The sequence below is a fragment of the Martinezella multihospitum genome (genome assembly GCF_900094585.1).
GTDB classification, from domain to species: domain Bacteria; phylum Pseudomonadota; class Alphaproteobacteria; order Rhizobiales; family Rhizobiaceae; genus Rhizobium; species Rhizobium multihospitium.
Genome location: NZ_FMAG01000016.1, coordinates 17,959 through 39,239, shown reverse-complemented (window position 1 = coordinate 39,239; position 21,281 = coordinate 17,959). Strand labels below are relative to the sequence as shown.

Below are 21,281 nucleotides of genomic sequence, written 5' to 3'. Positions count from 1 at the left end.
AGGAACGGAATCACGGAAGGGATGGTTGAGCGATGAAAATTCTGGCCGTTTGCCTCGGCGCTCCTGAAACGCTTCCCGGCAAAAAAGCCAAGACCGGCATCAACAAGCACGCCGTCAACGCCACTGTCATGATCGACGAGGAGGGGCTGCTGGGCGACGCCATCTGCAATCGCGAGCATCATGGCGGTCGCGATCAGGCTGTCTATGTCGAGGGTTCGCTGACTTTGGACTGGTGGGCGAGAGAGCTCGGGCGCCCGCTGGAGCCCGGCGCCTTTGGCGAGAATCTCATTATCGAGGGCCTGGATAATTGCACCGTTGCCGTCGGCGATAAATTCATAGCCGGCAATCTAGTTCTGGAGGTCACCTCGGCCCGCATTCCCTGCACCACCTTCGCCGCGAAGATGGGCGATCCGAAATTCGTGAAACGCTATATGCGGGCAGGGCGTCCCGGCATCTACTGCCGTGTCCTGCAGGCCGGCACGGTGAGTGCCGGTGCAGCGGTCACCTATGTTCCCTATGCAGGCAGCCGCGTCACCATGCCGGACCTGATGGCAATGCTCGATAGGTCGCCGTCTCGCGAGGATCGGGCGCGTTATCTCACGACGCCCATTCACCATAGGCTGCGAGCGTTTCTCGAGAGCGAACCTGGCGGTTAGCGCATAGCGATGGCGACGGCCGCGCCCGCCATGGTGGCGGCGCTGGTGCGGTTGGCGATTCGCACGGCGCGGCGGCTCTTGAGGAAGGTCCTCGCTTTCGCCGCCAGCATCGCCCAGGAGAGGTCGATGACCACAAGCACCACGAACATCGTCACCACCAGTTCAGCCCAGCCCGAAAGCGTTACGCCGTGCAGATCGATGATCGACGGCAGCAGCGCCACGTAGAACACCATGATCTTTGGATTGCCCATGGTGACGGTGAAGCCGGCAAGGAAAAGCCGCGTAGCCGATTGCTCGTCCGGCAACTCCTCTCCCGTCGTATCGGAGGAGGCAAACCACATCTTCCAGGCGAGATAGAGCAGATAGGCGACACCGAGCCATTTGATGACCACGAAGGCCAAGTGAAATGTTTCGGCAATGGTCGCAAGGCCGGCGACGGCGCAGGTGAGCCAGATCGCCTCGCCGAGCCACATGCCGGAGAGGAAGGGCAGTACATTGCGCGCGCCCTTTGTCAGCACGCGCGCCACGAGTGCCGCGATGTTCGGCCCCGGCGATCCCGCCGCAATGAACAAGGCGCCGGCAAAAACGAGCAGCGTCGACAGGCTCATGACATTCCCTCCAAGCGGGCAAACCAGATGATATCTGGAAGAAGAGCGCCAGAGATACCATTCCGGTGCGGCTTTTCCAAACGCCTGATTGCGCTCAGCCAAGCTCGGCGCGAAAACGCTGGAAGATTGCCTTGCCTTCCGACCAGTCGCCCAGCCCGGATGCCGCATTGATATGACCGTGTGGCCCGACATCGACGAAGGCGCTGCCCCAGGTTTCGGCGCTACGGCGCGCATGGTCGAAGGAGCCGAAGGGATCGTCAGTGCTGGCAACGAGCAGCGATGGAAAAGGCAGCCGCTGCCGTGGCGGATTGGCAAAGCTGCTGGCCTCGGCAAGATAGATTTCGCCTGTGGGATCAGGCGCGGCCACCATGAACGCGCCAAGGATCGCCACCTTCTTGATCGGCGCCCAATGGGCGATCAACTGGCAGGCAAGGCTATGGGCGATCAGGATCGGCGGCGTTTGCGAGCGGGCGATTTCCCCCTCCAATGCGGCGATCCAATCCGAAAGTATCGGTCTGTCCCAACTCGACGGCTGAAACCGGTGCATGGTCGGATCATTCTGTTCCCACAATGTCTGCCAGTGACCTTCGCCCGAGCCGCCGAGCCCCGGTAGCGTGATGATGTCGCTCATGCCAATCCTTTCTCCATGTTTATCGACGAAGAAAAGCTGGCATGTCGGGTTGCCGATTGACATTGCAATCCATCGGATAAAACCTTCGCCACCCGATGAATTGAAGGTGAGTTATGGATACTATCGAAAGAGGGCTGGATCCGACGGATCTATCGATCATCGAGATCCTGCAAGAGGACGGACGGATTTCGGTATCGGAACTTGGCCGCCGTGTCGGCCTGTCGCAGCCGGCAGCGTCGGAACGGCTGAAGCGGCTCGAAGAGCGTGGCGTGATTGCCGGTTATCGCGCGGTTATTGATCCCTCAGCCGTCGGGCTCGGCATGATGGCAGTCATACGGCTGCGGACGACGCATGAGCATATCCGGCCCTATCTGAAACAGTTTTCCGAAATGCCTGAGATTATCGAGGTATTGCGGCTGACGGGCGAGGATTGCTTTCTGCTCAAGGTTTTGGTGCCGACACCATCAGACCTTGAAACCATCGTCGATTCCATTGCCCGCCATGGCGCGGTGACGACGTCGCTGGTGCTGCGGAATGAGCCTGTAAAGGCGATCGGCCGCGATCTCATTCGCAAGGCCGCCGCCCGCTGATGGAGGATGCCGGTCTCAGAATGGCAGCTTGAAGCCGGGCGGGATCGGCAGGCCGGCTGTGAGTTCACGGGTCTTTTCGGCGGCGATCGCCTCGGCCTTTTCCTGGGCATCCTTGTTGGCGGCGACGATCAGGTCCTCGAGGATCTCGACATCGTCTTCCTTGAACAGCGAGGGATCGATCTTCAGGCTGAGCATCAGGCCCTTGCCATTGACGGTGACGGTGACGAGGCCGCCACCGGCCTTGCCTTCGACGCGAATGTCGGCGATCTCCGACTGCATCTTCTCCATCTTCGCCTGCATTTCCTTCACTTTGCCCATCATGCCCATGATGTCGCGCATCGTCTTTGGTCCTTCTTCTGCAAGTGTCTGTTCGGTCAGCCGGGATATGTCGCCAACGGCCTCAAACCGATGCGGTTCCGCAAACGTCTATCCTAGCGCTAGAATTCGATATCGTCGCCCGGTAGAATATCGCCATCAACGGATTCGGCAGCGGCCGGAGGAGCAGCAGTCTCCTCTTCGTCTTCCGTCTCGGGCGCCCGCACCCTAACGTCGATGATCTTTGCGCCGGGAAACTGCGCCAGGATCGCCGCGACATCGGGGTCCTGCCGGGCATCCGCGACCCGCTGCTTTTGCGCGTTCGCCTCGGCTTCGACCAGCGTCGGCTGACCTTCCTCGCGGCTGAGGCTGACGATCCAGTGGATGCCGGTCCATTCCTTGAGCTTGACGGCCAACTCGTTCAACAGCGTGCCGGGTGCACCCGAGGTCAGGCTGACATCGAGCCGGCCCGGCTCGAGCTTGACCGGGCGCACAAAGGTGCGCACCAGCGCCTTCAGCTTCGGATCGCGCTTCTGGCTGGCAAGCTCGGCGATATCGGCCATCGAATTAACAGGCACCAGTGGCTTCGGCGCTTCGACCGGCTTCGGCTCGATGCGGCCGACAGGTTGCGAATCCGGTTGTGTATTCGGCACGGAGCGAAGCATGGCGATCGGTGCGGAGGGCGCCGGGCGCGGCGCCGGCGTTTCGACGGCGCGGGCCATGGCGTTGCCCTGATAGGACACCGCTCCGCCACCACCATTGCCGCCGCTCGGAGACGGCGAGGGACGGGAGCCACCATTGCCGTCTGAAAATTCGGCAAGCCTGCGCGCGGCATCTTCCGGTGCCGGCAGATGGGCGGCATGGGCAAGCCGGATCAGCACCATCTCGGCAGCACCGGCGGTGCGCGAGGCATTCTCCGTCTCGGTGATGCCCTTCAGAAGCATCTGCCAGATGCGGGAAAGCGCAGTTACCGCCACGCCTTGCGCAAATTCCGCCGCTTTCGTGCGCTCGACTTCGCTGAGCGACGGATCGCCGGCGGCATCGGGCACATATTTGAGGCGGGTCACGAGATGGGTGAAATCGGCAAGATCGGTGAGCACGACGACAGGATTGGCGCCGGCCTCGTACTGGCTGTTGAATTCCGCAAGGGCGGCCGAGACATCGCCTTTGACGACATGGCCGAAGAGATCGACGATGCGGGCGCGATCGGCAAGCCCGAGCATCGCGCGTACGGCATCTGCGGCAACGAAGCCGCTGCCATGGGCGATCGCCTGGTCGAGCAGCGACAGGCCGTCGCGCGCCGAGCCTTCGGCGGCACGCGCGATCATGGCGAGCGCTTCCGGCTCGGCCTCGATGCCTTCCTTGCCGGCGATGGTGGTGAAGAGCCCGACGAGATCGGAGGCGCTGATGCGGCGCAGGTCGAAGCGCTGGCAGCGCGACAGCACCGTGATCGGAACCTTGCGGATTTCGGTGGTGGCGAAGATGAACTTCACATGCTCGGGCGGCTCTTCGAGCGTCTTCAAGAGGCCGTTGAAGGCGGCCGTCGACAGCATGTGCACTTCGTCGATGATGTAGACCTTGTAGCGCGCCGAAACCGGTCGGTAGCGCACCTGCTCGATGATCTCTCTGATATCGTCGATACCGGTGTGCGAGGCGGCGTCCATCTCGATGACGTCGACGTGCCGGCCTTCCATGATCGCCTGGCAATGGTCGCCCGGTTCGCGCAGGTCGATCGTCGGACGGTCGATGTCAGCGGTCTTGTAGTTGAGGGCGCGGGCAAGGATGCGGGCGGTCGTGGTCTTGCCGACCCCGCGCACGCCGGTCAGCATATAGGCTTGAGCGATGCGACCGGTCTCGAACGCGTTGGTCAGCGTGCGAACCATCGGCTCCTGGCCGACCATCAGGTCCGTGAAGTCCTTGGGTCTGTACTTGCGGGCCAGCACCCGGTAACCGGTGCCGGTCGAGGCGGCATCTTTTGCTTGTCGCTCGGTGTCGCTCATCGCCCTGCTTGTTGCCCGGTGCCTAGCTTATCGCCGGACGAAAGCCGGGACTTGCTTTCGGAAAGGGTGGGAGGCTGGCACGAATGACCCGTGCCGGGCTCGTTAGGGCTGCTTCCTTCCGGACCTGACCCGGTTGGCGAGTGGCTCGTCCACCACCAACCTCCCGGATGCACATATCGGCAATATCGTCATCAAAAGCAAGCCAAGGTCAAAAAAAACTGCTAAACATTTGATAAAACAATGGAGGATGCCCCCTTGAAGGAGTTTACGCTCGACGATCGTCTGGCGAATGACAGCATTTCCGTCGCCATCACCGGCCTTTGCGACGTGCGGCTGATGAAGGATAGCCGCTGGCCATGGCTCGTGCTGATCCCCCGACGGCCCGACAAATCGGAGGTTTTCGAGCTGACCCCGCTCGACCGGATTTTGCTGACCTTCGAAACGGATAAGGTCGCAGCCACGCTGAAGACGGTGACGGGTGCGACAAAAATCAATGTCGGGGCACTTGGAAATATCGTCCGCCAGCTGCATGTTCATGTCATCGCGCGGTTCGAAGGTGACGCCAACTGGCCTGGTCCCGTCTGGGGCTATGGCAAGGCCGAACCCTATTCGGATGAAGACATGAACAGCCTCATAGCCAAGTTGCGGGAAACGCTTTCACAATGAGCCATTCCATCTTTTCCTCGGATGCGCCGCATCCGGAAGCCAGCAGTCTCACCGCTTTTGCGGAAAACCAGCTCAACCGGGATGCCGAGCATCGCGACGAGGAATCGATCAAGCATGCGCTGGCCAAGGAGGGCACGCATATCCTGGCTTTCGCCCAGGATCGTTTGGTGTTGAAACATGATGGTCAGGTGCTCGACCCGCTCTTTGCCCGCTATGAGCTGAAGGACCTCGATCCCAATTGGGATGAGGCCGTGCTTCTCGGCTATCGCAAGACTGGCGAACCCCGGCTTGCCGTGCCTGTGCGCGTCAATGCAGATGAACTTGCCTGCCAGTACAAGCCGGCCGACATGCGCTCGCTCTGGCGCGATCTTTTGCTCGAAGGCGAAATCCTCGGCGAAGCGGCGCAGGGCATGAGCCTCCTCCGCTGGAATGGCGATAACCGTTTCTGCGGGCGCTGCGGCTCGGTTATGGAAAGCCGCATCGGCGGCTATAAGCGCGTCTGCACGGCCTGCGAGCATATGATCTTTCCGCGCACCGATCCGGTCGTCATCATGCTCACGATCGATGAGGAGCGGAATCGCTGCCTGCTTGGCCGCAGCCATCACTTCGCGCCAGGCATGTATTCCTGTCTCGCCGGTTTCGTCGAACCGGGCGAAACCATCGAGAATGCGGTGCGCCGCGAGACGCATGAGGAGTCCGGTATTCAGATCGGCCGCGTGCGCTACCATGCTTCCCAGCCCTGGCCGATGCCGCATTCCCTTATGATCGGCTGCTATGCCGAGGCGAAGTCGACGGAAATCCACATGGATGAAGCCGAGCTTGAGGATTGCCGCTGGTTCACGCCAGAGGAGACGCTCGCCATGCTCGATCGCGTTTCGGCTTCCGGCAATACATCTCCACCCAAGGGCGCCATTGCCCATCGCCTGATGCGCGACTGGGTGGAATGGAAACGCTAGGTCTTATCGTGCCATGGCCCGCTCCGAACGCTTGCTGACGCTGTTGCAGACGCTGCGGCGCTATCGCCGTCCGGTCAGCGGTGCCGTTCTGGCGGAGGAGACCGGCGTCAGTCTGCGCACGCTCTATCGCGATATTGCCAGCCTGCAGTCGCAGGGCGCCATGATCGAGGGCGAGCCGGGCATCGGCTATGTCCTGAAACCCGGCTTCATGCTGCCGCCGATGATGTTTTCGCAGGATGAGATCGAGGCGCTGGTGCTGGGGTCCAGATGGGTGGCGCGCGCCACCGATTCGCGATTGGCGGCAGCCGGTGCCGACGCGCTTGCCAAGATCGCCGCCGTGCTGCCCGCGGACCTCCGCGACGAGGTCGACCAGGCGGCGGTGGTCGTTGCCACACGCCGTGTCACCGAGGACAAGGCCGATCTTTCCCTCATGCGCAAGGCGATCCGCACCGAACGCATGGTGCAGCTGACCTATGGCGATGTGAACGGCTCCATTTCCACCCGGCGTATCTGGCCCTTCGCGCTCGGCTATTTCGACAATGCCCGCATCGTCATGGCCTGGTGCGAGCTGCGCCAGGATTTCCGCCATTTCCGCGCCGATCGCATTGTTGACTTCGCGGTGCTGGAGGCGCGCTATCCGCGCCGGCGTGTCGCGCTCGCCAGGGAATGGCACGCCCGGGAGGGCAGGGTCCACAATTGATCCGCCAAAGCATGTCGCGCAAAAGTGGGCAGCGTTTTTGCGACAACGACATGCGTAAAATCAAAGACCTGAAGCGCAGGAAGCAAATCTGAAAGATCGTGACGCGCTTTAGTGTGATGCTACTGCCAGAAACTGTCAGTAGATGCGGCTATGATGGGTCCATCCAATCAGGAAGGAGGACCGATCATGGCCGGCAACGTTTCCATCATTTCGCAACACGTGCATCGCGGTGGCGTCGAGGCGCTCAAAGGCAAGCATCAGTCATGGCCGGCTCGTCTCTCCGAGGTCGCGCTTGGCTATTTCACCCGCCGCTGGAATCGTCTCGATATCGAGGAGGCGCCGAGTTCCGTGATGCGGGATCTCGGTTTTCTCGATGGCCGCGCACCTTACCGTGAGGAAGAGCGGATGCATTAGAACAATTCCCGGAAAAGTGCGCAGCAGTTTTCCATCCGGAATTGCAGGAAAATAACGAGATAGGACGGTTCAGAGATTCCATGAGAAACTGAACCGCCCCAGAGCATCCCGCGCGAAGTTCGGCGCGACTTTGCGATAGAGACATCGGTAAAATCGGAAATTCAAGCGCAAGGCGCCGATCCGGAGGCTGCTGAAGGCTTCGGAAACGCGGCTTCGCAAGCACTCATCATGACAGACAAAGCCATCTTCGGCGGGCCGAGCTCCGTCTGCCGGACTGCCGTTGCATGCCCTTAAATCCATCAAAACAAGAGGACTATTCAGATGACCAGCCCGAACCTCATCATCTTCTATGTCAAGGACCCCAGCGAGAGCACGCCGTTCTACCGCGATCTGTTCGGCCGCGAACCAGCCTTTGCGTCACCGAACTTCGTGGCCTTCTCGCTCGACAATGGCCTAAGTCTCGGCCTCTGGCGCCGAAGCAGCGTCGAGCCCCAGTCCTCCGCCATCGGCAATCGCGGCGAACTGGGCTTCATGGTCGAAGGCGCCGGCGCCGTCGAGCAGCACTACAAGGATTGGAAGGCACGCGGCCTGCCCATCGCGCAGGAGCTGACGACGATGGATTTCGGCCCGACCTTCGTCGTCCTCGACCCGGACGGCCATCGCCTTCGCGTTTGTGAGCCGGATAAGTAGGTTGCCGATTGTCTGGCTTGCCCCTCACCCTAGCCCTCTCCCCGCTTGCGGGGAGAAGGTGGCCGAAGGCCGGATGAGGGGCTAGAAGCGACGATTAGAGATCGTCCCGTCGAAGCAACTTGCCTTGCAGCCGCGCCGCACGTCCAAGTTGACTTCGCGCATTCGCGGAAGAAACTGAACGACACGCCCAAAGAGCGACAGGAGCCACAATTGCTGCATCATATTTCGTTCGGCGTCGCAGATATCGACAAAGCCGCTGCATTCTACGACGCAGCCTTCGCGCCGCTCGGCTATGTCAGGGTTTGGGAAGACTTGACCCCCGGCGATCCCGACCAGGCAATTGGATATGGCCCTGCGGGTGGGGGCGACAAGTTCGCCATCAAATTGCGCGGCAGCGCGGCTCATGCGCCAGGTGCGGGCTTCCATCTTGCCTTCGCCGCGCCAAGCCATGAAGCGGTTATCTCGTTTCATGAGGCCGCGCTCGCGCATGGAGGCAAGGACAATGGCCCGCCGGGCCTTCGGCCTCATTATGGCCCGAGCTACTTTGCAGCCTTCGTCATCGATCCAGACGGGCATCGAATCGAGGTCGTGACCAAGGTCGAAAGATAGCCGCCGGACGCAAATCGTAGTGGTCGCAAATAGCCATCCGCCCTCGTGGTTCGAGGCTGCGCTCTTCGAGCTCCGCACCTCACCATGAGGACTGATCTTTTGTGCCTGGCCACAGGGGTGTGACCCACCTCATGGTGAGGTGCGCTGTGGTCGAAGCGGAGCGATGACGGCAGCGCCTCGAACCACGAGGTGGCCCAGGTCAGTGCCGAATGTTAAAGATCGCCCCGCGTCGGATGCCCCTTGTAGACGCCGAGTATGCGGACCTTCTCCGAGAAGAAGCGCAATTCTTCCAGCGCGCGGCGCACATGCGGATCGGAGGGATGGCCCTCGATATCGGCATAGAACTGCGTTGCTACAAAACGGCCGCCGAGCTGATAGCTTTCGAGCTTCGTCATGTTGATGCCGTTGGTGGCGAAGCCGCCGAGCGCCTTGTAGAGCGCGGCCGGAATGTTGCGGACGTTGAAGACGAAGGTCGTGACGATTTTTTCGTCAGGTGCGCTGCGCTCGGCCCAGTCCTCGTCGCGCGACAGGATGACGAAGCGCGTCATGTTGTTTTCGGTGTCTTCGACATTCTCGGCGATGATTTCCAGCCCGTAGAGATCGGCCGCAAGCCGCGGCGCCAGCGCCGCCATGCTGCGATCGCCGGTTTCCTTCACCAGCTTGGCAGCACCCGCCGTATCGCCGGCAATGACAGGCTTCCAGCCGTTCGCGCGCACGATGTTGCGGCATTGGCCGAGCGCGTGGATGTGGCTGTGCACCGTGCGGATTTCTTCCTTTTTCACGCCCGGCAGCACCATCAGCTGGAAGCGGATCGGCATGAAATATTCGCCGACGATATGCAGGCGGGATTCCGGCAGAAGGTGATGGATGTCCGCCACGCGACCGGCGATCGTGTTCTCGATCGGGATCATGCCGAGATCCGCGTCGCCATTGTCGATGGCGGTCAGCGCATCCTCGAAGGTCTGGCAGGGCAGCGGCTCCATGGTCGGGAACATGTCACGGCTGGCCATGTCGGAATTGGCGCCGTAGTCGCCCTGGAAGGAGATCTTGTTGGTCTTGGTAATCATGGGACTGCCCTTGGGGGAATGCCGTCAGAGAGAAGCGGCGGAGAGGATACGTCTGGCCTTTTCGAGGTCGCCGGGAGTATCGACACCGAGCGGGACCGTGTCAACGATCTCGACATCGATGCGCATGCCGGCTTCCAGCGCCCTCAACTGCTCGAGTGATTCTCGCCGTTCCAGCGTCGATGGGCCGAGGCTCACGAATTTCGCGAGCGCAGCGCGGCGATAGGCATAGAGGCCGATATGGTGAAAGAGCGGCCCGTTGCCATAGGGCGCGGTCGTCCGGGTAAAATAGAGCGCCCGCAGGCGATTGTCGGAAATCGGCGAGCCGATGACCTTGACGACGCTCGGCAGGGTCTTTTCTTCCTCGTCCTTGATCTCGACCGTCAGCGTGGCGATGTCGACGGCCGGATCTTCGAGCGGGCGCAGGGACGCGCGGATGGTGTCGGGATCGATCGTCGGCAGGTCGCCTTGCACGTTAACGACGATTTCGGCGCGGCCTTCGGGATCGACCGCCTGCAGCGCTTCGTAGATGCGGTCCGAGCCGGATTGATGGTCGGTGCGGGTCATGACCACTTCGAAGCCGGCATTGGCGACTGCCGCATAGGTATCCTCATGGTCGACGGCGACGACGATGCGACCGATCGCCGCCTCGCGCGCACGCTTGGCAACCTGTACGATCATGGGCAGGCCGCAAATATCCGCCAGCGGCTTGCCCGGCAGGCGTGTGGAGGCCATGCGGGCGGGAATGAGGACCAGCGTCTTGTCTAAATTTGAATCAGTCATTCTTGGGCCTTCTATTCCCGAGGGAAAAGTGTCAAAACGTCTCATGGTGGAGACCGTTTACAGAGTTGCAAGAAACAGCCAAAAGACATAGGTTTCGCGCGAATTCAAGATGGGCCGGCGGAGGATGCCGGCGGCGAGGGGAGCATAGCAGATGAATTCATCCTACGTGAACATGGGAGTCGGGGCGCTTTTGGCCACGCTGTTCGTGTTGAAGTCCGTGTCGCTCGCGTCAGGATTTATTTTCCATTCGGAGGCACCGGAAAAGCCCGGCTTCGCCATCGTCGCTACGGAAGAGCCGGCGGCGGGCGATAAGGCTGCGGCTGCCAAGCCGGATACGCCGATTGCTCAGCTGCTGCAGAAGGCTGATGCCAAGGTCGGCGAGACGATCTTCAAGAAGTGTCAGGCCTGTCATTCCGGAGAGAAGGGAGGGCCGAACAAGGTTGGCCCCGATCTCTGGGGTATTGTCGACCGCCCGGTCGCCGAGCACGAGGGCTTCGCCTATTCGTCCGGCATGAAGGACTTCTCCAAGGGCGGTGCGGAAAAGTGGACCTACGACCACCTCTATCACTTCCTGGCCGCTCCGAAGAAATTCGTTGCGGGCACGGCGATGGGCTTTGCCGGCCTGCCGAAGGAAGAGGATCGTGCCAACGTGATCGCCTATCTGCGCACGCTTGCCGATACGCAGGTGCCGCTGCCGGACCCGAATGCACCGGCCGCCACGAACTAAGCCAAAGCGGAAGATCGATTGAAAACCCGGCCGTCATGGCCGGGTTTTCGTGTTTCATCCGTTAGATCGCGTGACGGCGTGAACGCGTCCGCTGATCGAGGTCGAAGACCTTCAATCCGTCCTCGGCGCTCGGCGGCATGCGCCAATCCTCGGCGATCAGCGCCTTTCGCGCATCGCGCAAGCCGGCCTCCCAATGCTCGTGCATCGACAGCGCCGAAAACTCGTAGTCCTTGGAATGCGAGCGGAACTGCTTGTTGCGATAGATCAGGTGGATGATCGTCACGCCATAGTCGGAGCAATGCTGCTCCAGCTTCTTGATTTCCGGATCGGCCTTGGCCTCTTCGGGAAGTCGTGCGTAAAGATCGGAGATGGCGCGCCGCAGGCGGTGGCGCTCGAGAAAGAGGTCGGTATTGAGTCGGGTGCGGCTGGAATAGGTGATGTCCTTGCGCCGTTCCTCCACTTCTTCCAGATCCTGCGGCAGCGGCCCGACGGCGCTGAAAAGGTCGACCTGGAAGACGACCGTATCGATCGCGGCGCCGTTGCGCAGCACGTAGGTCAGGGGCGTGTTCGAGACCAGGCCGCCGTCCCAGTAGTGCTCGTTGCCGATCTTGACTGCGGGAAAACCAGGCGGCAAGGCGCCGCTCGCCATCACATGTTCCGGCGCGATCTTGATGTCCTTGTTATCGAAGAAGGCGAAATTGCCGGTGCGGACATTGACGGCACCGAGGCTCAGGCGCACCGGGCCGTGGTTAATTCGGTCAAAATCGACGTGGTCGAGCAGCGTCTGGCGCAATTGCCCGGTGTCGTAGATGCTGGTCGCGCCCGCCGAACCGCGCGTCTGGAGCCAGGACGGAATCTGCCAAGGGGAAAAGAAGCCGGGTACGCCGAAGGTCGACACCCACCAGCTGCTGACCGAGCGATAGAAGGGGTTGGTCTCGCGCCGATCTTCCATCAGCAAATCGACGGGGAGATGTACGGTCACCTTGTTCCAAAAGGAACGCAGTGCCTCAAGCCGTTCGCCGGGCACGTTGCCGGCCATGATCGAGGCGTTGATCGCGCCGATCGAGATGCCGGCGATCCAGTCCGGCTCGATATTCTGTTCTCTGAGCGCCTGGAAGGCACCCGCCTGATACGAGCCGAGCGCGCCGCCGCCTTGAAGCACGAAGACTTTCTGCGAATAGGCTGATGCGGGATTGGTGACTGGAGCTGCAATATTCATGTGCCATCCTTTGCTGCGCTCCGGGTGGGAAGGCCGGGATGCGCAAAATATATGACCATTTTCCTGCGTGCCTCTCCGAAAGCGGAGAGATGCCGTTATTGTCGGTGGGTTCGAGCCCAGCTATCCGAGCAGATAGGCCCAAAGCGACACCGAGAACGCCCCGAGCGCTGTCGTCAAGGTAATCGTCGAGGCGGCGAGACTGTGACCGACCCCGAAGCGATTGGCAATCAGCCAGGCGTTCACACCTGTAGGAACTGCGGCAGTCAGCACGAGCGCGGCGCGCCATTCCGGGCTAAGACCAAGGAGATGGCCGGCTGCCAGCACGCAGGCTGGCAGAAGGAACAGTTTGAAGGAGGCAATCACGCTGGTAATGCCGAGATTGCCTGACATTCCGTATTGGCGCAGTGCCATGCCGAGCGAGATCAGCGCCGCCGGGCCGGCGATATTGGCAATGCTGTCAATAGCGGTACCGAGCGTCGCAGGGATGGGAAGGCTGGTCAGATGGACGACAAGACCGCAGAAAAGCCCAATGACGAGAGGATTGCGGACGAGATTGCTGCCGACCTGCTGTAGCAGTTCGATGGTGCTGCGGCCGGCGCCGGCATTCTCCTTGCGCTCGGCCTGTTCCATCAGCAGCGTGCCGGCGATCATCATCGTCGGCAGGTGCACGGCGATCAGGATCGACATCGCCATGACGCCATCTGGCCCGACCGTGCGCCCGACCAACGGCAGGCCGATGAAGATCGTGTTGGCGAAGGCCGAGGAAACGCCGGCCAGCACGCCGATGCGCGCATCCCGCCCGAAAAACCGCGTCGCCACGATATGGCCGGCGGTCCAGGTGATGGCGACGCCGGAGAAATAGGCGATCCAGAGCCGAAACGGCGATGCGCCGCGAAAGTCGGCCTCCGCTATGGTCTGGAACAGCAAGAGCGGCACTGCGATCTTGAAGACGAACTCGCTCATCGCCTCGCCGACCTCGGCCTTCAATAGGCCGGTGCGAACGATCACCCAGCCGACGAGAATGAGCAGGAAGACCGGAAGAACATCGGTGAGGATTTCGGACATGCCGGGCGGGGTCGTGAAAAAGCGTGACTCTGGAGGGTGATCCAGAAGTTGTAGCAGTTCACCGACGCGTGAGAACCCACAAAAAACAAAAAAGCGGGCTTAGCCCGCTTGTGTGTCCGGCCTCGCCGGAAAATCCCCCCGGTGCACATGCCGCCAGTTCATCCGTGGTCGGCCCGCGTACCGGTGAGGCGGAAGGCATCATTCCTTCCCAGACTGGCTTGGAAGTCTTTCGAGCTTCCCATCCCAGCCGCTTGATAAGCATTTAAAGATAGAAAGTGACAGGCAAATGACTGAATGCAATTAACTTCGCCGCGCCGGTGCCGATTTTTCTTCCAAACTTCAGAAAAACCGATAATACCGGATACCGGCTATCACCAGTATCCGGGACCTTCCTATAGATGACTCGCTTCGATGTACTGACCGTTGGCAATGCCATCGTCGACATTATCGCCCGTTGCAATGATCAGTTCCTGATCGACAACAAGATCACCAAGGCCGCGATGAACCTCATCGACGCCGAGCGCGCCGAGCTTCTTTATTCGCGCATGGGACCGGCGCTGGAAGCCTCTGGCGGCAGCGCTGGCAACACGGCTGCGGGTGTCGCGAATTTCGGCGGCAGGGCAGCCTATTTCGGCAAGGTCGCCGAAGACCAGCTCGGAGAGATCTTCGCGCACGATATTCGCGCCCAGGGCGTGCATTACGAAACCAAGGCGAAGGGCACTTTTCCGCCAACCGCCCGTTCGATGATCTTCGTCACCGAGGATGGCGAGCGCTCCATGAACACCTATCTCGGCGCCTGCGTCGAACTTGGCCCCGAAGACGTCGAGGAAGAGGTCGTTGCCGATGCCAAGGTGACCTATTTCGAAGGCTATCTCTGGGATCCGCCGCGCGCCAAGGAAGCTATCCGCGAATGCGCCCGCATAGCCCATGCCAATGGCCGGGAAATGTCGATGACGCTCTCCGACAGCTTCTGCGTCGGTCGCTACCGCGACGAGTTCCTCGATCTCATGCGCTCCGGCACCGTCGATATCGTCTTTGCCAATCGCGATGAAGCTTTGTCGCTCTACGAGACCGATGATTTTGACAAGGCATTGAAGCTGATATCTGCTGATTGCAAGATCGCCGCCGTGACGACGGGCAAGGACGGCGCCGTGATCGTGCGCGGCAACGAGCGCTATGTCGTCGATGCCCATCCGATCGAGGAGCGAGTCGATACGACTGGCGCCGGCGATCTCTTCGCCGCCGGCTTCCTGTTCGGCTATACGCAGGGCCGCGGCCTGGAGGATTGCGCCAGGCTCGGTAACCTCGCCGCGGCCATAGTCATCGAACAGATCGGCCCACGGCCGATGCGGTCACTCTCGGACGCCGGGAAGGAATTCGGTCTGCTCTGAGTGGGAATCATTGTTGATGATCGCAAAAGCCGCCCGTCGCACAGCGTCGGGCGGCTTTTGCTTTTGATGTTGGCTGCCTCCACTAACGCCAGAAGAGCGATATCGTCTCGGCCTCATACAGGATCAGAATACCGAGCGCGATCAGAACGAACGGCACGATCCTGTGTCCGTGGCGCCTGATCGGGGCGCCGATTGTCGGATGATTGACGAGAGAGTGCGCGGTAACAAGCCAGATTGCCGTCAGCACAGCGAAGATACAGCCGATGGTCAGCACCTCATAGGCGGAGCGCGTGGCAAAGAGAGGTGTATAGACGCTGATGTTGTCGCCGCCATTGGCGATCGTCACCAACGTGACCGCCATGATGTTTCCATGCCCAGCCGACGCTTTGGTGTGATCTTCCGGATTGTCGTCGGTCTCGACGCCGTTCCAGAGCTCCCACAACCTCCTCAGGCCGAAGTAGATTGGTGCAAAGCCGAGCAAGCCGATATAGGTGGCCGGAATGACGAGAGCGAGCAATGAAGCGATGGCGCTGACGCCGTAAAGAACGCCGATACCGAGATATTGACCGACAATGATCTGCCTCAATCGGAACTTCGGATCGGCAAAGAAGCCGAGCAGCACGAAAATATCGTCTATGTTCGTTGATGTGAACGTAGCGATTGCAACGCCGAGAACGCCGAGCACATACCCCAAGATAACCGGTCTCCGTTTCTTATGCCGGATATAGCATTACGCCGCGAAAGTCGCATGGCTGCGTTCGGCGCCAAGCGAGCGGTCGTTACTTGAAGGCCTCGCCGGGGTAAGCGCCCCAGATCTCGGATTGCGCGACCCATCCCTCGGTGCCGTCGGCACTCGCGAGGCACCAGTCGCCGGTGCATTCCTTGATGGTCATCATCACGCCGGGCTGAAGCTTGGCGATGACGGCCGCGGATGGTTGGGATTCGCGGCGCATGTTGACGAAAACGGCTTTGCCCTTGCCCTTCATCCAGGGAGCGGCGATCGCCGAACGCTGGCCGGACAGCAGCGACTGGTTGACCCAGCCCTCCGTGCCGTCGGCATCGCGCACGCGCCGCCAATTATCATATTCCTGGATGATTTCGACCGGCAGGCCCTGCTTGAGATAGAGCCACGACACGGCGTAATCAGCGCTCGGGCCGATGCGCAGGTTGACCCGCTTCGACTTCAGCGTGACGAAGCGCGGCAGCGGCAGGCCGCTCGGCCCCTTGGCGGCCTGGGCGGCGGCAAGATCGGCTGACGCAGCAGCCATCATCAGGCCGATTGCGAAAATGGCGCAGGACTTCAAGACGTTGCCACGCATGGGATTTCCGTTCGTTCGTCATGACAAAGGCGCGCCGTTCCGGCGACCTTTCGCTCCGGTAAGCGGCAAATCCTCGGATCGCGTCAGCGAGTTTTATTTGTCTTCGCCTGCGGGTCTGGTAGAAATGCCCGGAACGGGAAAATTATCCCGCTTCTTGGTTAAGAACATCTGAACAAGGCATCGCCGCTCGCCATGACGACGAAGAAAAAACCGAAGGTCTACGTCACGCGCAAACTGCCTGATGCGGTGGAGACGCGCATGCGCGAGCTCTTCGATGCCGAGCTCAACATCGATGATCGCCCGCGCACGAAGGACGAGTTGATCCAGGCCGTTCGTGATGTCGATGTGCTGGTGCCGACGGTCACCGACCGCATCGACGCCGAGATCATCGAGGAAGCCGGCCCGCAGATGAAGCTGATCGCCAGCTTCTCCAACGGCACCGATCATATCGATGTCGAGGCTGCTGCCCGTCGCGGCATCACTGTGACGAACACGCCCAACGTGCTGACCGAAGACACGGCCGACATGACGATGGCGCTGATCCTCGCCGTCCCGCGGCGGCTGGCGGAAGGTGCGCGCGTTCTCACAGACAATCCCGGCGATTGGGCCGGATGGTCGCCCACCTGGATGCTTGGTCGCCGCATTCACGGCAAGCGAATCGGCATCGTCGGCATGGGGCGGATTGGCACCGCAGTTGCCCGCCGCGCCAAGGCCTTCGGCCTCTCGATCCACTATCACAATCGCAAACGAGTCAACCCGGCGACCGAGGACGAGCTGGAGGCGACCTATTGGGACAGCCTCGACCAGATGCTCGCCCGTGTCGATATCGTCTCTGTCAATTGCCCGTCGACCCCGGCCACCTATCATCTGATCTCGGCCCGGCGTCTCGCGCTGCTGCAGCCGACGAGCTACATCGTCAACACGGCGCGCGGCGACGTCATCGACGAGACGGCGCTGATCAAGATCCTGCGCGAGGGCAAGATTGCCGGCGCCGGCCTCGACGTGTTCGAGAACGAACCGGCGGTCAATCCGAAGCTGGTAAAGCTCGCCAACGAGGGCAAGGTGGTGATCCTGCCGCATATGAGTTCGGCCACGCTCGAGGGCCGCATCGACATGGGCGACAAGGTCATCATCAACATCCGCACCTTCATCGACGGTCATCGTCCGCCCAATCGCGTGCTGCCGTTTCGGTGATCGAAGCCCGCTGATTCGCCCGCCGAAACGCGGCTGAATATTCGGCTGCAAATTTGATCGCACTTCCCACTCGCCGGTCATGTGCATGTCACAAAGCCGGCCCAGAGGTGACCACAAACACAAATCAGGAAGGGCGGAAACAATGGCGCGTGCGCTGCCGCATGAGCGGATTCAATATGTGGTCGAGGGCGGCTTCAAGCTGTCGGGCGAGATCGAACCGAGCGGCAACAAGAACGCCGCATTGCCGATCATCGCCGCGTCGCTTCTGACCGATCAACGCGTCGAGCTGAGCAACGTGCCGCGCATCCGCGATGTCGAAGCACTGGTGGAGCTGATCCAGTCGGTCGGTGCGAAGGTACGCTGGCTTGGCCGCAATGAGCTTGAGATCGAGGCGCGCGAGCTGCGTCCTGCCAACCTCGATCCCGATCTCTGTGCCCGCATTCGTGCTTCCATTCTGCTTGCCGGTCCGATGCTGGCGCGCTGTGGCGAGATCACCCTGCCGCCGCCCGGCGGCGATGTCATCGGCCGCCGGCGGGTCGATACGCATTTCCTGGCGTTGGAGCAGCTCGGCACGAAAATCGAGGTCAACAGCGTCTACAGCTTCCGCACGGAAGGCTTGCGCGGCGCCGACGTCTTCCTTGATGAACCTTCGGTGACGGCAACGGAAAATGCGCTTTGTGCTGCCGTCTTCGCCGAGGGGACGACGATCCTGCGCAATTGCGCCTCCGAGCCACATGTTCAGGATTTGGCGCGGTTCCTGATAGCCATGGGCGCTCGAATCGAGGGCGTCGGCACCAATATGATGACCATCCATGGTGGTCAGCGGCTCGGCGGCGCGTCGCATCGCATCGGCCCGGACCACAATGAAGTTGGCTCGCTGATCGGCCTTGCCGCCGTCACCGGCTCGGAAATCACCATTCGCCGTGCGGGGGTCGAGCATCTCCGTTCCACGCTGATGACCTTCGAGCGCCTGGGCATCCGCTGTCAGATCGATGGCGACGATCTCATCATCCGCTCCGGTCAGGAAATGAAGATCCAGCCCGATTTCGGCGGTCATATTCCGAAGATCGAGGATCAGCCCTGGCCTGCCTTTCCGGCTGACACCATGTCGATCGCCATCGTCACCGCCTCGCAATGCGATGGCGTTGTGCTGATGTTCGAGAAAATGTTCGAAAGCCGCATGTTCTTCGTCGACAAACTGATAGCCATGGGCGCCCGCATCGTGTTGTGCGACCCGCATCGCGCCATCGTCGCTGGCCCGTCGAAGCTGCGCGCCGCTCAGCTCGAAAGCCCTGACATTCGCGCCGGCATGGCGATGCTGATCGCTGCCATGTGCGCCGAAGGCACGAGCGTCATCAACAATGCCCAGCAGATCGAGCGCGGCTATGAGCGCATCGAGGAACGGCTGAACGCCATGGGTGCCCGCATCACCCGCATCCCGCCACGCGAGGCGTGATCCTTTTTAGAGGATCGGTAGCTGTGGTCGGCTTTGTTGCATTTGCAGGCCAAGGGGCCACCTCGCCCTTCGAGGCTTCGGCCCTTCGACAAGCTCAGGAGCCTCCGCACCTCAGGGTAAGGTGGAGAGGCCCCGGACTTCGATGCCGATGCCACTCACTGGCGGCGAAGCGAGGAGGTAGCTCTCCTTAGCGCCGGAACAAGAAGGCTAGCCCCTCATGGTGAGGAGGCCCGAAGGGCCGTCTCGAACCACGAGGGCGGGTGAGGGCCACCGATAGAGGTGTATCACTCCGCAGCAATACGCACTTTCTTGCGCTTGTAGCGCACAGTCTCGAATCGCGCCGAAAGCCCGTCATAGAGCAGCAGTCGGCCGATCAGCGGTTCTCCGATGCCTGTGATGAGCTTGATCGCCTCCATCGCCATCAGCGTGCCGATGACACCCGTCAGCGCGCCGATGATGCCGGCTTCCGCGCAGCTGGGGATGAGACCCTCCGGCGGCGGTGCCGGGAAGAGATCGCGATAGCGCGGATTGAGGTTGCCGTCCGCATCGCTTTCATAGGGCTTCAACGTCGTGACGGACCCATCGAATCGCCCGACGGCACCAGTCACCAGCGGCAGATGGGCGGCTTCTGTCGCATCGGCGGCGGCGTAGCGCGTGTCAAAATTGTCAGAGCCGTCGATGACGAGATCGAAACCGGCAAGGTGCCGCGCTGCTGTCTCAAGGCTGAACCGCTCCTCGAAGCGGATGACCCGCACATGCGGGTTTAGCCGCGCAATGGCATCGGCCGCGCTCTGCGTCTTCATCTCGCCGATGGTGCCAGTATCGTGAATCACCTGCCGCTGCAGGTTGGACAGCGAAACGCGGTCGTCATCGGCAATGCCGAGCGTGCCGACGCCGGCAGCGGCGAGATATTGCAGCACCGGCGCACCAAGGCCGCCGGCGCCGATGACAAGCACGCGCGCCGCTTTCAATCGTTGCTGACCGGCGCCGCCCACCTCCGGCAGGAGGATATGGCGGTGATAGCGGGCGATTTCGTCTGAGTTCAAAGGATCCATGGGCGCAACTCTATCACAATCGCGGCGAAGGAGCCGCTAGGATTCCGTAATGCCGCCATGCGCCACGGTAAAGAATTGGGCGCGTTCGCCAAGGGCGGAGAACATGGATTTGTCGGTGCCGGTCATGAAGGCCTGGCCGCCAAGCCCGTCGATGAGATCGAAAAGCGCCGCGCGCCGGCCTTCGTCGAGGTGGGCAGCGATCTCGTCGAGCAGCAGGATCGGCGCATAGCCCGTGAGGTTGCCGACCAGACGCGCATGGGCGAGGATGAGGCCGACGAGCAAGGCTTTCTGTTCGCCCGTCGAGCAGCGTTCCGCCTCCATGTCCTTCTCGCGGTGGCGCACGAGGAGATCGGCGCGGTGTGGCCCGTCCAGCGTACGTCCGGCAGCGGCGTCGCGGTAACGCCCTTCGCGCAGCATATCGGCATAGGTATCTTCCAGGTCGACGGCTGGCCGGTCGAACTGTCCGTCGAGGAAACCGGAAAGCTCAAGGGCTGCCGAGGGAAATGGCGTCGTCTCGCGCGTTTCGGCGATCAGCCGCGAGAGAAGGCCGAGCATTTCCTGCCGCGCGATCGCCATGGCAATGCCGAGGCTCGCCATCTGTTCCTCGATGCCGGCAAGCCAGGACGGATCGAATCGGCTTTCGGATAGCAGCTTGTTGCGGCTGCGCATGGCGCGCTCGAAATCGCTGGCGCGACGGCCATGGGCGGGATCGAGCGAGAGTACCAGCCGGTCGAGAAAGCGGCGCCGCTCGGAAGAACCACCGGTGAACAAGCCATCCATCGCCGGGGTCAGCCAGAGCACGCGCAAATGATCGGTCAGCTCGTCGACGGTCTTGGCCGGCGTGCCGTTGATTCGCAGCCGGCGGGCAGCTGATTCGTCGGTCGTATCGATGCCGGTGCCGATCTCGACGGTGCCTTCCATGCCCTCAAGCTCGGCGAAGATCGAAAATCCTCCCGCTGCGTTGACTCTCGTAACATCGGCATAGGCGGCGCGACGCAGGCCGCGACCGGGCGACAGCAGCGAAACCGCTTCCATGAGATTGGTTTTGCCCGCGCCATTGTCGCCGGTCAGCACCACGTGTCGCCCGTCAAGCGTCAGCGCCGCCGCCGCATAATTGCGGAAGTCGGTCAGCTTCAGGCGCGAGATGGAAACCTTGTTCGGCATGAGTCCTTA

General features: G+C 61.5%; 24 protein-coding genes and 1 other RNA gene. 12 read left to right on the top strand and 13 right to left on the bottom strand.

Annotated elements, in window-relative coordinates:
* Positions 1-32 precede the first annotated feature (32 nt).
* Positions 33-656: an MOSC domain-containing protein gene (locus tag GA0061103_RS34005; RefSeq protein WP_092720323.1), complete on the top strand. Its 624-nt coding sequence runs from the start codon at positions 33-35 to the stop codon at positions 654-656.
* Here GA0061103_RS34005 and GA0061103_RS34000 read toward each other — a convergent pair.
* Together GA0061103_RS34000 and GA0061103_RS33995 are read right to left on the bottom strand one after the other, a co-directional pair.
* Complete coding sequence (locus tag GA0061103_RS34000; RefSeq protein ID WP_092720321.1) at positions 653-1,264, bottom strand: LysE family translocator; 612 nt, start codon at positions 1,262-1,264, stop codon at positions 653-655. The genes GA0061103_RS34005 and GA0061103_RS34000 overlap by 4 nt on opposite strands.
* A gap of 94 nt (positions 1,265-1,358) precedes the next feature.
* On the bottom strand, positions 1,359-1,895 hold the full coding sequence (locus GA0061103_RS33995; RefSeq protein ID WP_092720402.1) for an RBBP9/YdeN family alpha/beta hydrolase: 537 nt from the start codon (positions 1,893-1,895) through the stop codon (positions 1,359-1,361).
* Between the two features lie 113 nt (positions 1,896-2,008).
* Between GA0061103_RS33995 and GA0061103_RS33990 the strand changes: the two genes are divergently transcribed.
* Positions 2,009-2,485: an Lrp/AsnC family transcriptional regulator gene (locus GA0061103_RS33990; protein ID WP_092720320.1), complete on the top strand. Its 477-nt coding sequence runs from the start codon at positions 2,009-2,011 to the stop codon at positions 2,483-2,485.
* 15 nt (positions 2,486-2,500) lie between these two features.
* On the opposite strand, the gene GA0061103_RS33985 is transcribed toward GA0061103_RS33990, so the two are convergent.
* From GA0061103_RS33985 to ffs, 3 genes are all read right to left on the bottom strand, one after another.
* Positions 2,501-2,824 (bottom strand): YbaB/EbfC family nucleoid-associated protein, encoded by a 324-nt coding sequence (locus GA0061103_RS33985; protein WP_092720318.1) that lies wholly within the window; start codon positions 2,822-2,824, stop codon positions 2,501-2,503.
* Positions 2,825-2,922: 98 nt separating this feature from the next.
* Positions 2,923-4,800 (bottom strand): DNA polymerase III subunit gamma/tau, encoded by a 1,878-nt coding sequence (locus GA0061103_RS33980; RefSeq protein ID WP_092720316.1) that lies wholly within the window; start codon positions 4,798-4,800, stop codon positions 2,923-2,925.
* Positions 4,801-4,866: 66 nt separating this feature from the next.
* Positions 4,867-4,964: signal recognition particle sRNA small type (ffs, locus tag GA0061103_RS33975), an RNA gene on the bottom strand.
* 91 nt (positions 4,965-5,055) lie between these two features.
* On the opposite strand from ffs, the gene GA0061103_RS33970 reads away from it, so the two are divergent.
* The 6 genes from GA0061103_RS33970 (at position 5,056) to GA0061103_RS33945 (ending at position 8,835) form a co-directional block, all read left to right on the top strand.
* Entirely contained in the window at positions 5,056-5,466 is a 411-nt protein-coding gene (locus tag GA0061103_RS33970) for an HIT family protein (protein WP_092720401.1), read from the top strand.
* Complete coding sequence (gene nudC, locus GA0061103_RS33965; RefSeq protein ID WP_092720314.1) at positions 5,463-6,422, top strand: NAD(+) diphosphatase; 960 nt, start codon at positions 5,463-5,465, stop codon at positions 6,420-6,422. The genes GA0061103_RS33970 and nudC overlap by 4 nt, the downstream gene beginning before the upstream one ends.
* 13 nt (positions 6,423-6,435) lie before the next feature.
* Positions 6,436-7,122, top strand: a complete 687-nt coding sequence (locus tag GA0061103_RS33960; RefSeq protein WP_092720312.1) for a helix-turn-helix transcriptional regulator — start codon at positions 6,436-6,438, stop codon at positions 7,120-7,122.
* Between the two features lie 186 nt (positions 7,123-7,308).
* Complete coding sequence (locus tag GA0061103_RS33955) at positions 7,309-7,536, top strand: hypothetical protein (protein ID WP_092720310.1); 228 nt, start codon at positions 7,309-7,311, stop codon at positions 7,534-7,536.
* 321 nt (positions 7,537-7,857) lie between these two features.
* Positions 7,858-8,226 (top strand): VOC family protein, encoded by a 369-nt coding sequence (locus GA0061103_RS33950; RefSeq protein ID WP_092720308.1) that lies wholly within the window; start codon positions 7,858-7,860, stop codon positions 8,224-8,226.
* A 210-nt stretch (positions 8,227-8,436) separates the two neighbouring features.
* Positions 8,437-8,835 carry a VOC family protein gene (locus GA0061103_RS33945; RefSeq protein WP_092720306.1) on the top strand — a complete coding sequence of 133 codons (399 nt, stop codon included), beginning with the start codon at positions 8,437-8,439 and terminating at the stop codon, positions 8,833-8,835.
* A gap of 212 nt (positions 8,836-9,047) precedes the next feature.
* On the opposite strand, the gene GA0061103_RS33940 is transcribed toward GA0061103_RS33945, so the two are convergent.
* Entirely contained in the window at positions 9,048-9,902 is an 855-nt protein-coding gene (locus GA0061103_RS33940; RefSeq protein ID WP_092720304.1) for a prephenate dehydratase, read from the bottom strand.
* A 24-nt stretch (positions 9,903-9,926) separates the two neighbouring features.
* Positions 9,927-10,682 carry a 3-deoxy-manno-octulosonate cytidylyltransferase gene (locus GA0061103_RS33935; protein ID WP_092720302.1) on the bottom strand — a complete coding sequence of 252 codons (756 nt, stop codon included), beginning with the start codon at positions 10,680-10,682 and terminating at the stop codon, positions 9,927-9,929.
* 151 nt (positions 10,683-10,833) lie between these two features.
* Between GA0061103_RS33935 and GA0061103_RS33930 the strand changes: the two genes are divergently transcribed.
* Positions 10,834-11,409: a c-type cytochrome gene (locus tag GA0061103_RS33930; RefSeq protein ID WP_092720300.1), complete on the top strand. Its 576-nt coding sequence runs from the start codon at positions 10,834-10,836 to the stop codon at positions 11,407-11,409.
* Positions 11,410-11,470: 61 nt separating this feature from the next.
* Here GA0061103_RS33930 and GA0061103_RS33925 read toward each other — a convergent pair whose 3' ends face one another.
* Complete coding sequence (locus GA0061103_RS33925) at positions 11,471-12,628, bottom strand: patatin-like phospholipase family protein (protein ID WP_092720298.1); 1,158 nt, start codon at positions 12,626-12,628, stop codon at positions 11,471-11,473.
* Positions 12,629-12,748: 120 nt separating this feature from the next.
* Positions 12,749-13,693, bottom strand: a complete 945-nt coding sequence (locus tag GA0061103_RS33920; RefSeq protein WP_092720296.1) for an AEC family transporter — start codon at positions 13,691-13,693, stop codon at positions 12,749-12,751.
* Positions 13,694-14,091: 398 nt separating this feature from the next.
* On the opposite strand from GA0061103_RS33920, the gene GA0061103_RS33915 reads away from it, so the two are divergent.
* A complete protein-coding gene (locus GA0061103_RS33915) occupies positions 14,092-15,084 on the top strand; it encodes an adenosine kinase (protein WP_092720294.1) in 993 nt (330 codons plus the stop codon).
* 82 nt (positions 15,085-15,166) lie between these two features.
* On the opposite strand, the gene GA0061103_RS33910 is transcribed toward GA0061103_RS33915, so the two are convergent.
* Together GA0061103_RS33910 and GA0061103_RS33905 are read right to left on the bottom strand one after the other, a co-directional pair.
* Entirely contained in the window at positions 15,167-15,769 is a 603-nt protein-coding gene (locus GA0061103_RS33910; RefSeq protein WP_245304959.1) for a cadmium resistance transporter, read from the bottom strand.
* Between the two features lie 94 nt (positions 15,770-15,863).
* Entirely contained in the window at positions 15,864-16,403 is a 540-nt protein-coding gene (locus GA0061103_RS33905; RefSeq protein WP_092720290.1) for an SH3 domain-containing protein, read from the bottom strand.
* Between the two features lie 192 nt (positions 16,404-16,595).
* On the opposite strand from GA0061103_RS33905, the gene GA0061103_RS33900 reads away from it, so the two are divergent.
* Both GA0061103_RS33900 and murA read left to right on the top strand, forming a co-directional pair.
* Entirely contained in the window at positions 16,596-17,597 is a 1,002-nt protein-coding gene (locus GA0061103_RS33900; RefSeq protein WP_092720288.1) for a 2-hydroxyacid dehydrogenase, read from the top strand.
* Between the two features lie 142 nt (positions 17,598-17,739).
* Positions 17,740-19,053: a UDP-N-acetylglucosamine 1-carboxyvinyltransferase gene (murA, locus tag GA0061103_RS33895; protein ID WP_092720285.1), complete on the top strand. Its 1,314-nt coding sequence runs from the start codon at positions 17,740-17,742 to the stop codon at positions 19,051-19,053.
* A 284-nt stretch (positions 19,054-19,337) separates the two neighbouring features.
* On the opposite strand, the gene GA0061103_RS33890 is transcribed toward murA, so the two are convergent.
* Complete coding sequence (locus GA0061103_RS33890; protein WP_092720283.1) at positions 19,338-20,108, bottom strand: molybdopterin-synthase adenylyltransferase MoeB; 771 nt, start codon at positions 20,106-20,108, stop codon at positions 19,338-19,340.
* A 36-nt stretch (positions 20,109-20,144) separates the two neighbouring features.
* A complete protein-coding gene (gene recF, locus GA0061103_RS33885; protein WP_092720281.1) occupies positions 20,145-21,272 on the bottom strand; it encodes a DNA replication/repair protein RecF in 1,128 nt (375 codons plus the stop codon).
* Positions 21,273-21,281 lie beyond the last annotated feature (9 nt).

Bases quoted from the DNA above. Each gene is read 5' to 3' on its own strand.
- GA0061103_RS33925 (WP_092720298.1), bottom strand. From the start codon at position 12,628: ATGAATATTGCAGCTCCAGTCACCAATCCCGCATCAGCCTATTCGCAG.
- GA0061103_RS33995 (WP_092720402.1), bottom strand. From the start codon at position 1,895: ATGAGCGACATCATCACGCTACCGGGGCTCGGCGGCTCGGGCGAAGGT.
- GA0061103_RS33985 (WP_092720318.1), bottom strand. From the start codon at position 2,824: ATGCGCGACATCATGGGCATGATGGGCAAAGTGAAGGAAATGCAGGCG.
- GA0061103_RS33900 (WP_092720288.1), top strand. From the start codon at position 16,596: ATGACGACGAAGAAAAAACCGAAGGTCTACGTCACGCGCAAACTGCCT.
- GA0061103_RS33890 (WP_092720283.1), bottom strand. From the start codon at position 20,108: ATGGATCCTTTGAACTCAGACGAAATCGCCCGCTATCACCGCCATATC.
- nudC (WP_092720314.1), top strand. From the start codon at position 5,463: ATGAGCCATTCCATCTTTTCCTCGGATGCGCCGCATCCGGAAGCCAGC.
- GA0061103_RS34005 (WP_092720323.1), top strand. From the start codon at position 33: ATGAAAATTCTGGCCGTTTGCCTCGGCGCTCCTGAAACGCTTCCCGGC.
- GA0061103_RS33990 (WP_092720320.1), top strand. From the start codon at position 2,009: ATGGATACTATCGAAAGAGGGCTGGATCCGACGGATCTATCGATCATC.
- GA0061103_RS33930 (WP_092720300.1), top strand. From the start codon at position 10,834: ATGAATTCATCCTACGTGAACATGGGAGTCGGGGCGCTTTTGGCCACG.
- GA0061103_RS33980 (WP_092720316.1), bottom strand. From the start codon at position 4,800: ATGAGCGACACCGAGCGACAAGCAAAAGATGCCGCCTCGACCGGCACC.
- GA0061103_RS33935 (WP_092720302.1), bottom strand. From the start codon at position 10,682: ATGACTGATTCAAATTTAGACAAGACGCTGGTCCTCATTCCCGCCCGC.
- GA0061103_RS33915 (WP_092720294.1), top strand. From the start codon at position 14,092: ATGACTCGCTTCGATGTACTGACCGTTGGCAATGCCATCGTCGACATT.
- GA0061103_RS34000 (WP_092720321.1), bottom strand. From the start codon at position 1,264: ATGAGCCTGTCGACGCTGCTCGTTTTTGCCGGCGCCTTGTTCATTGCG.
- GA0061103_RS33955 (WP_092720310.1), top strand. From the start codon at position 7,309: ATGGCCGGCAACGTTTCCATCATTTCGCAACACGTGCATCGCGGTGGC.
- GA0061103_RS33905 (WP_092720290.1), bottom strand. From the start codon at position 16,403: ATGCGTGGCAACGTCTTGAAGTCCTGCGCCATTTTCGCAATCGGCCTG.
- GA0061103_RS33960 (WP_092720312.1), top strand. From the start codon at position 6,436: ATGGCCCGCTCCGAACGCTTGCTGACGCTGTTGCAGACGCTGCGGCGC.
- recF (WP_092720281.1), bottom strand. From the start codon at position 21,272: ATGCCGAACAAGGTTTCCATCTCGCGCCTGAAGCTGACCGACTTCCGC.
- GA0061103_RS33950 (WP_092720308.1), top strand. From the start codon at position 7,858: ATGACCAGCCCGAACCTCATCATCTTCTATGTCAAGGACCCCAGCGAG.
- murA (WP_092720285.1), top strand. From the start codon at position 17,740: ATGGCGCGTGCGCTGCCGCATGAGCGGATTCAATATGTGGTCGAGGGC.
- GA0061103_RS33920 (WP_092720296.1), bottom strand. From the start codon at position 13,693: ATGTCCGAAATCCTCACCGATGTTCTTCCGGTCTTCCTGCTCATTCTC.
- GA0061103_RS33940 (WP_092720304.1), bottom strand. From the start codon at position 9,902: ATGATTACCAAGACCAACAAGATCTCCTTCCAGGGCGACTACGGCGCC.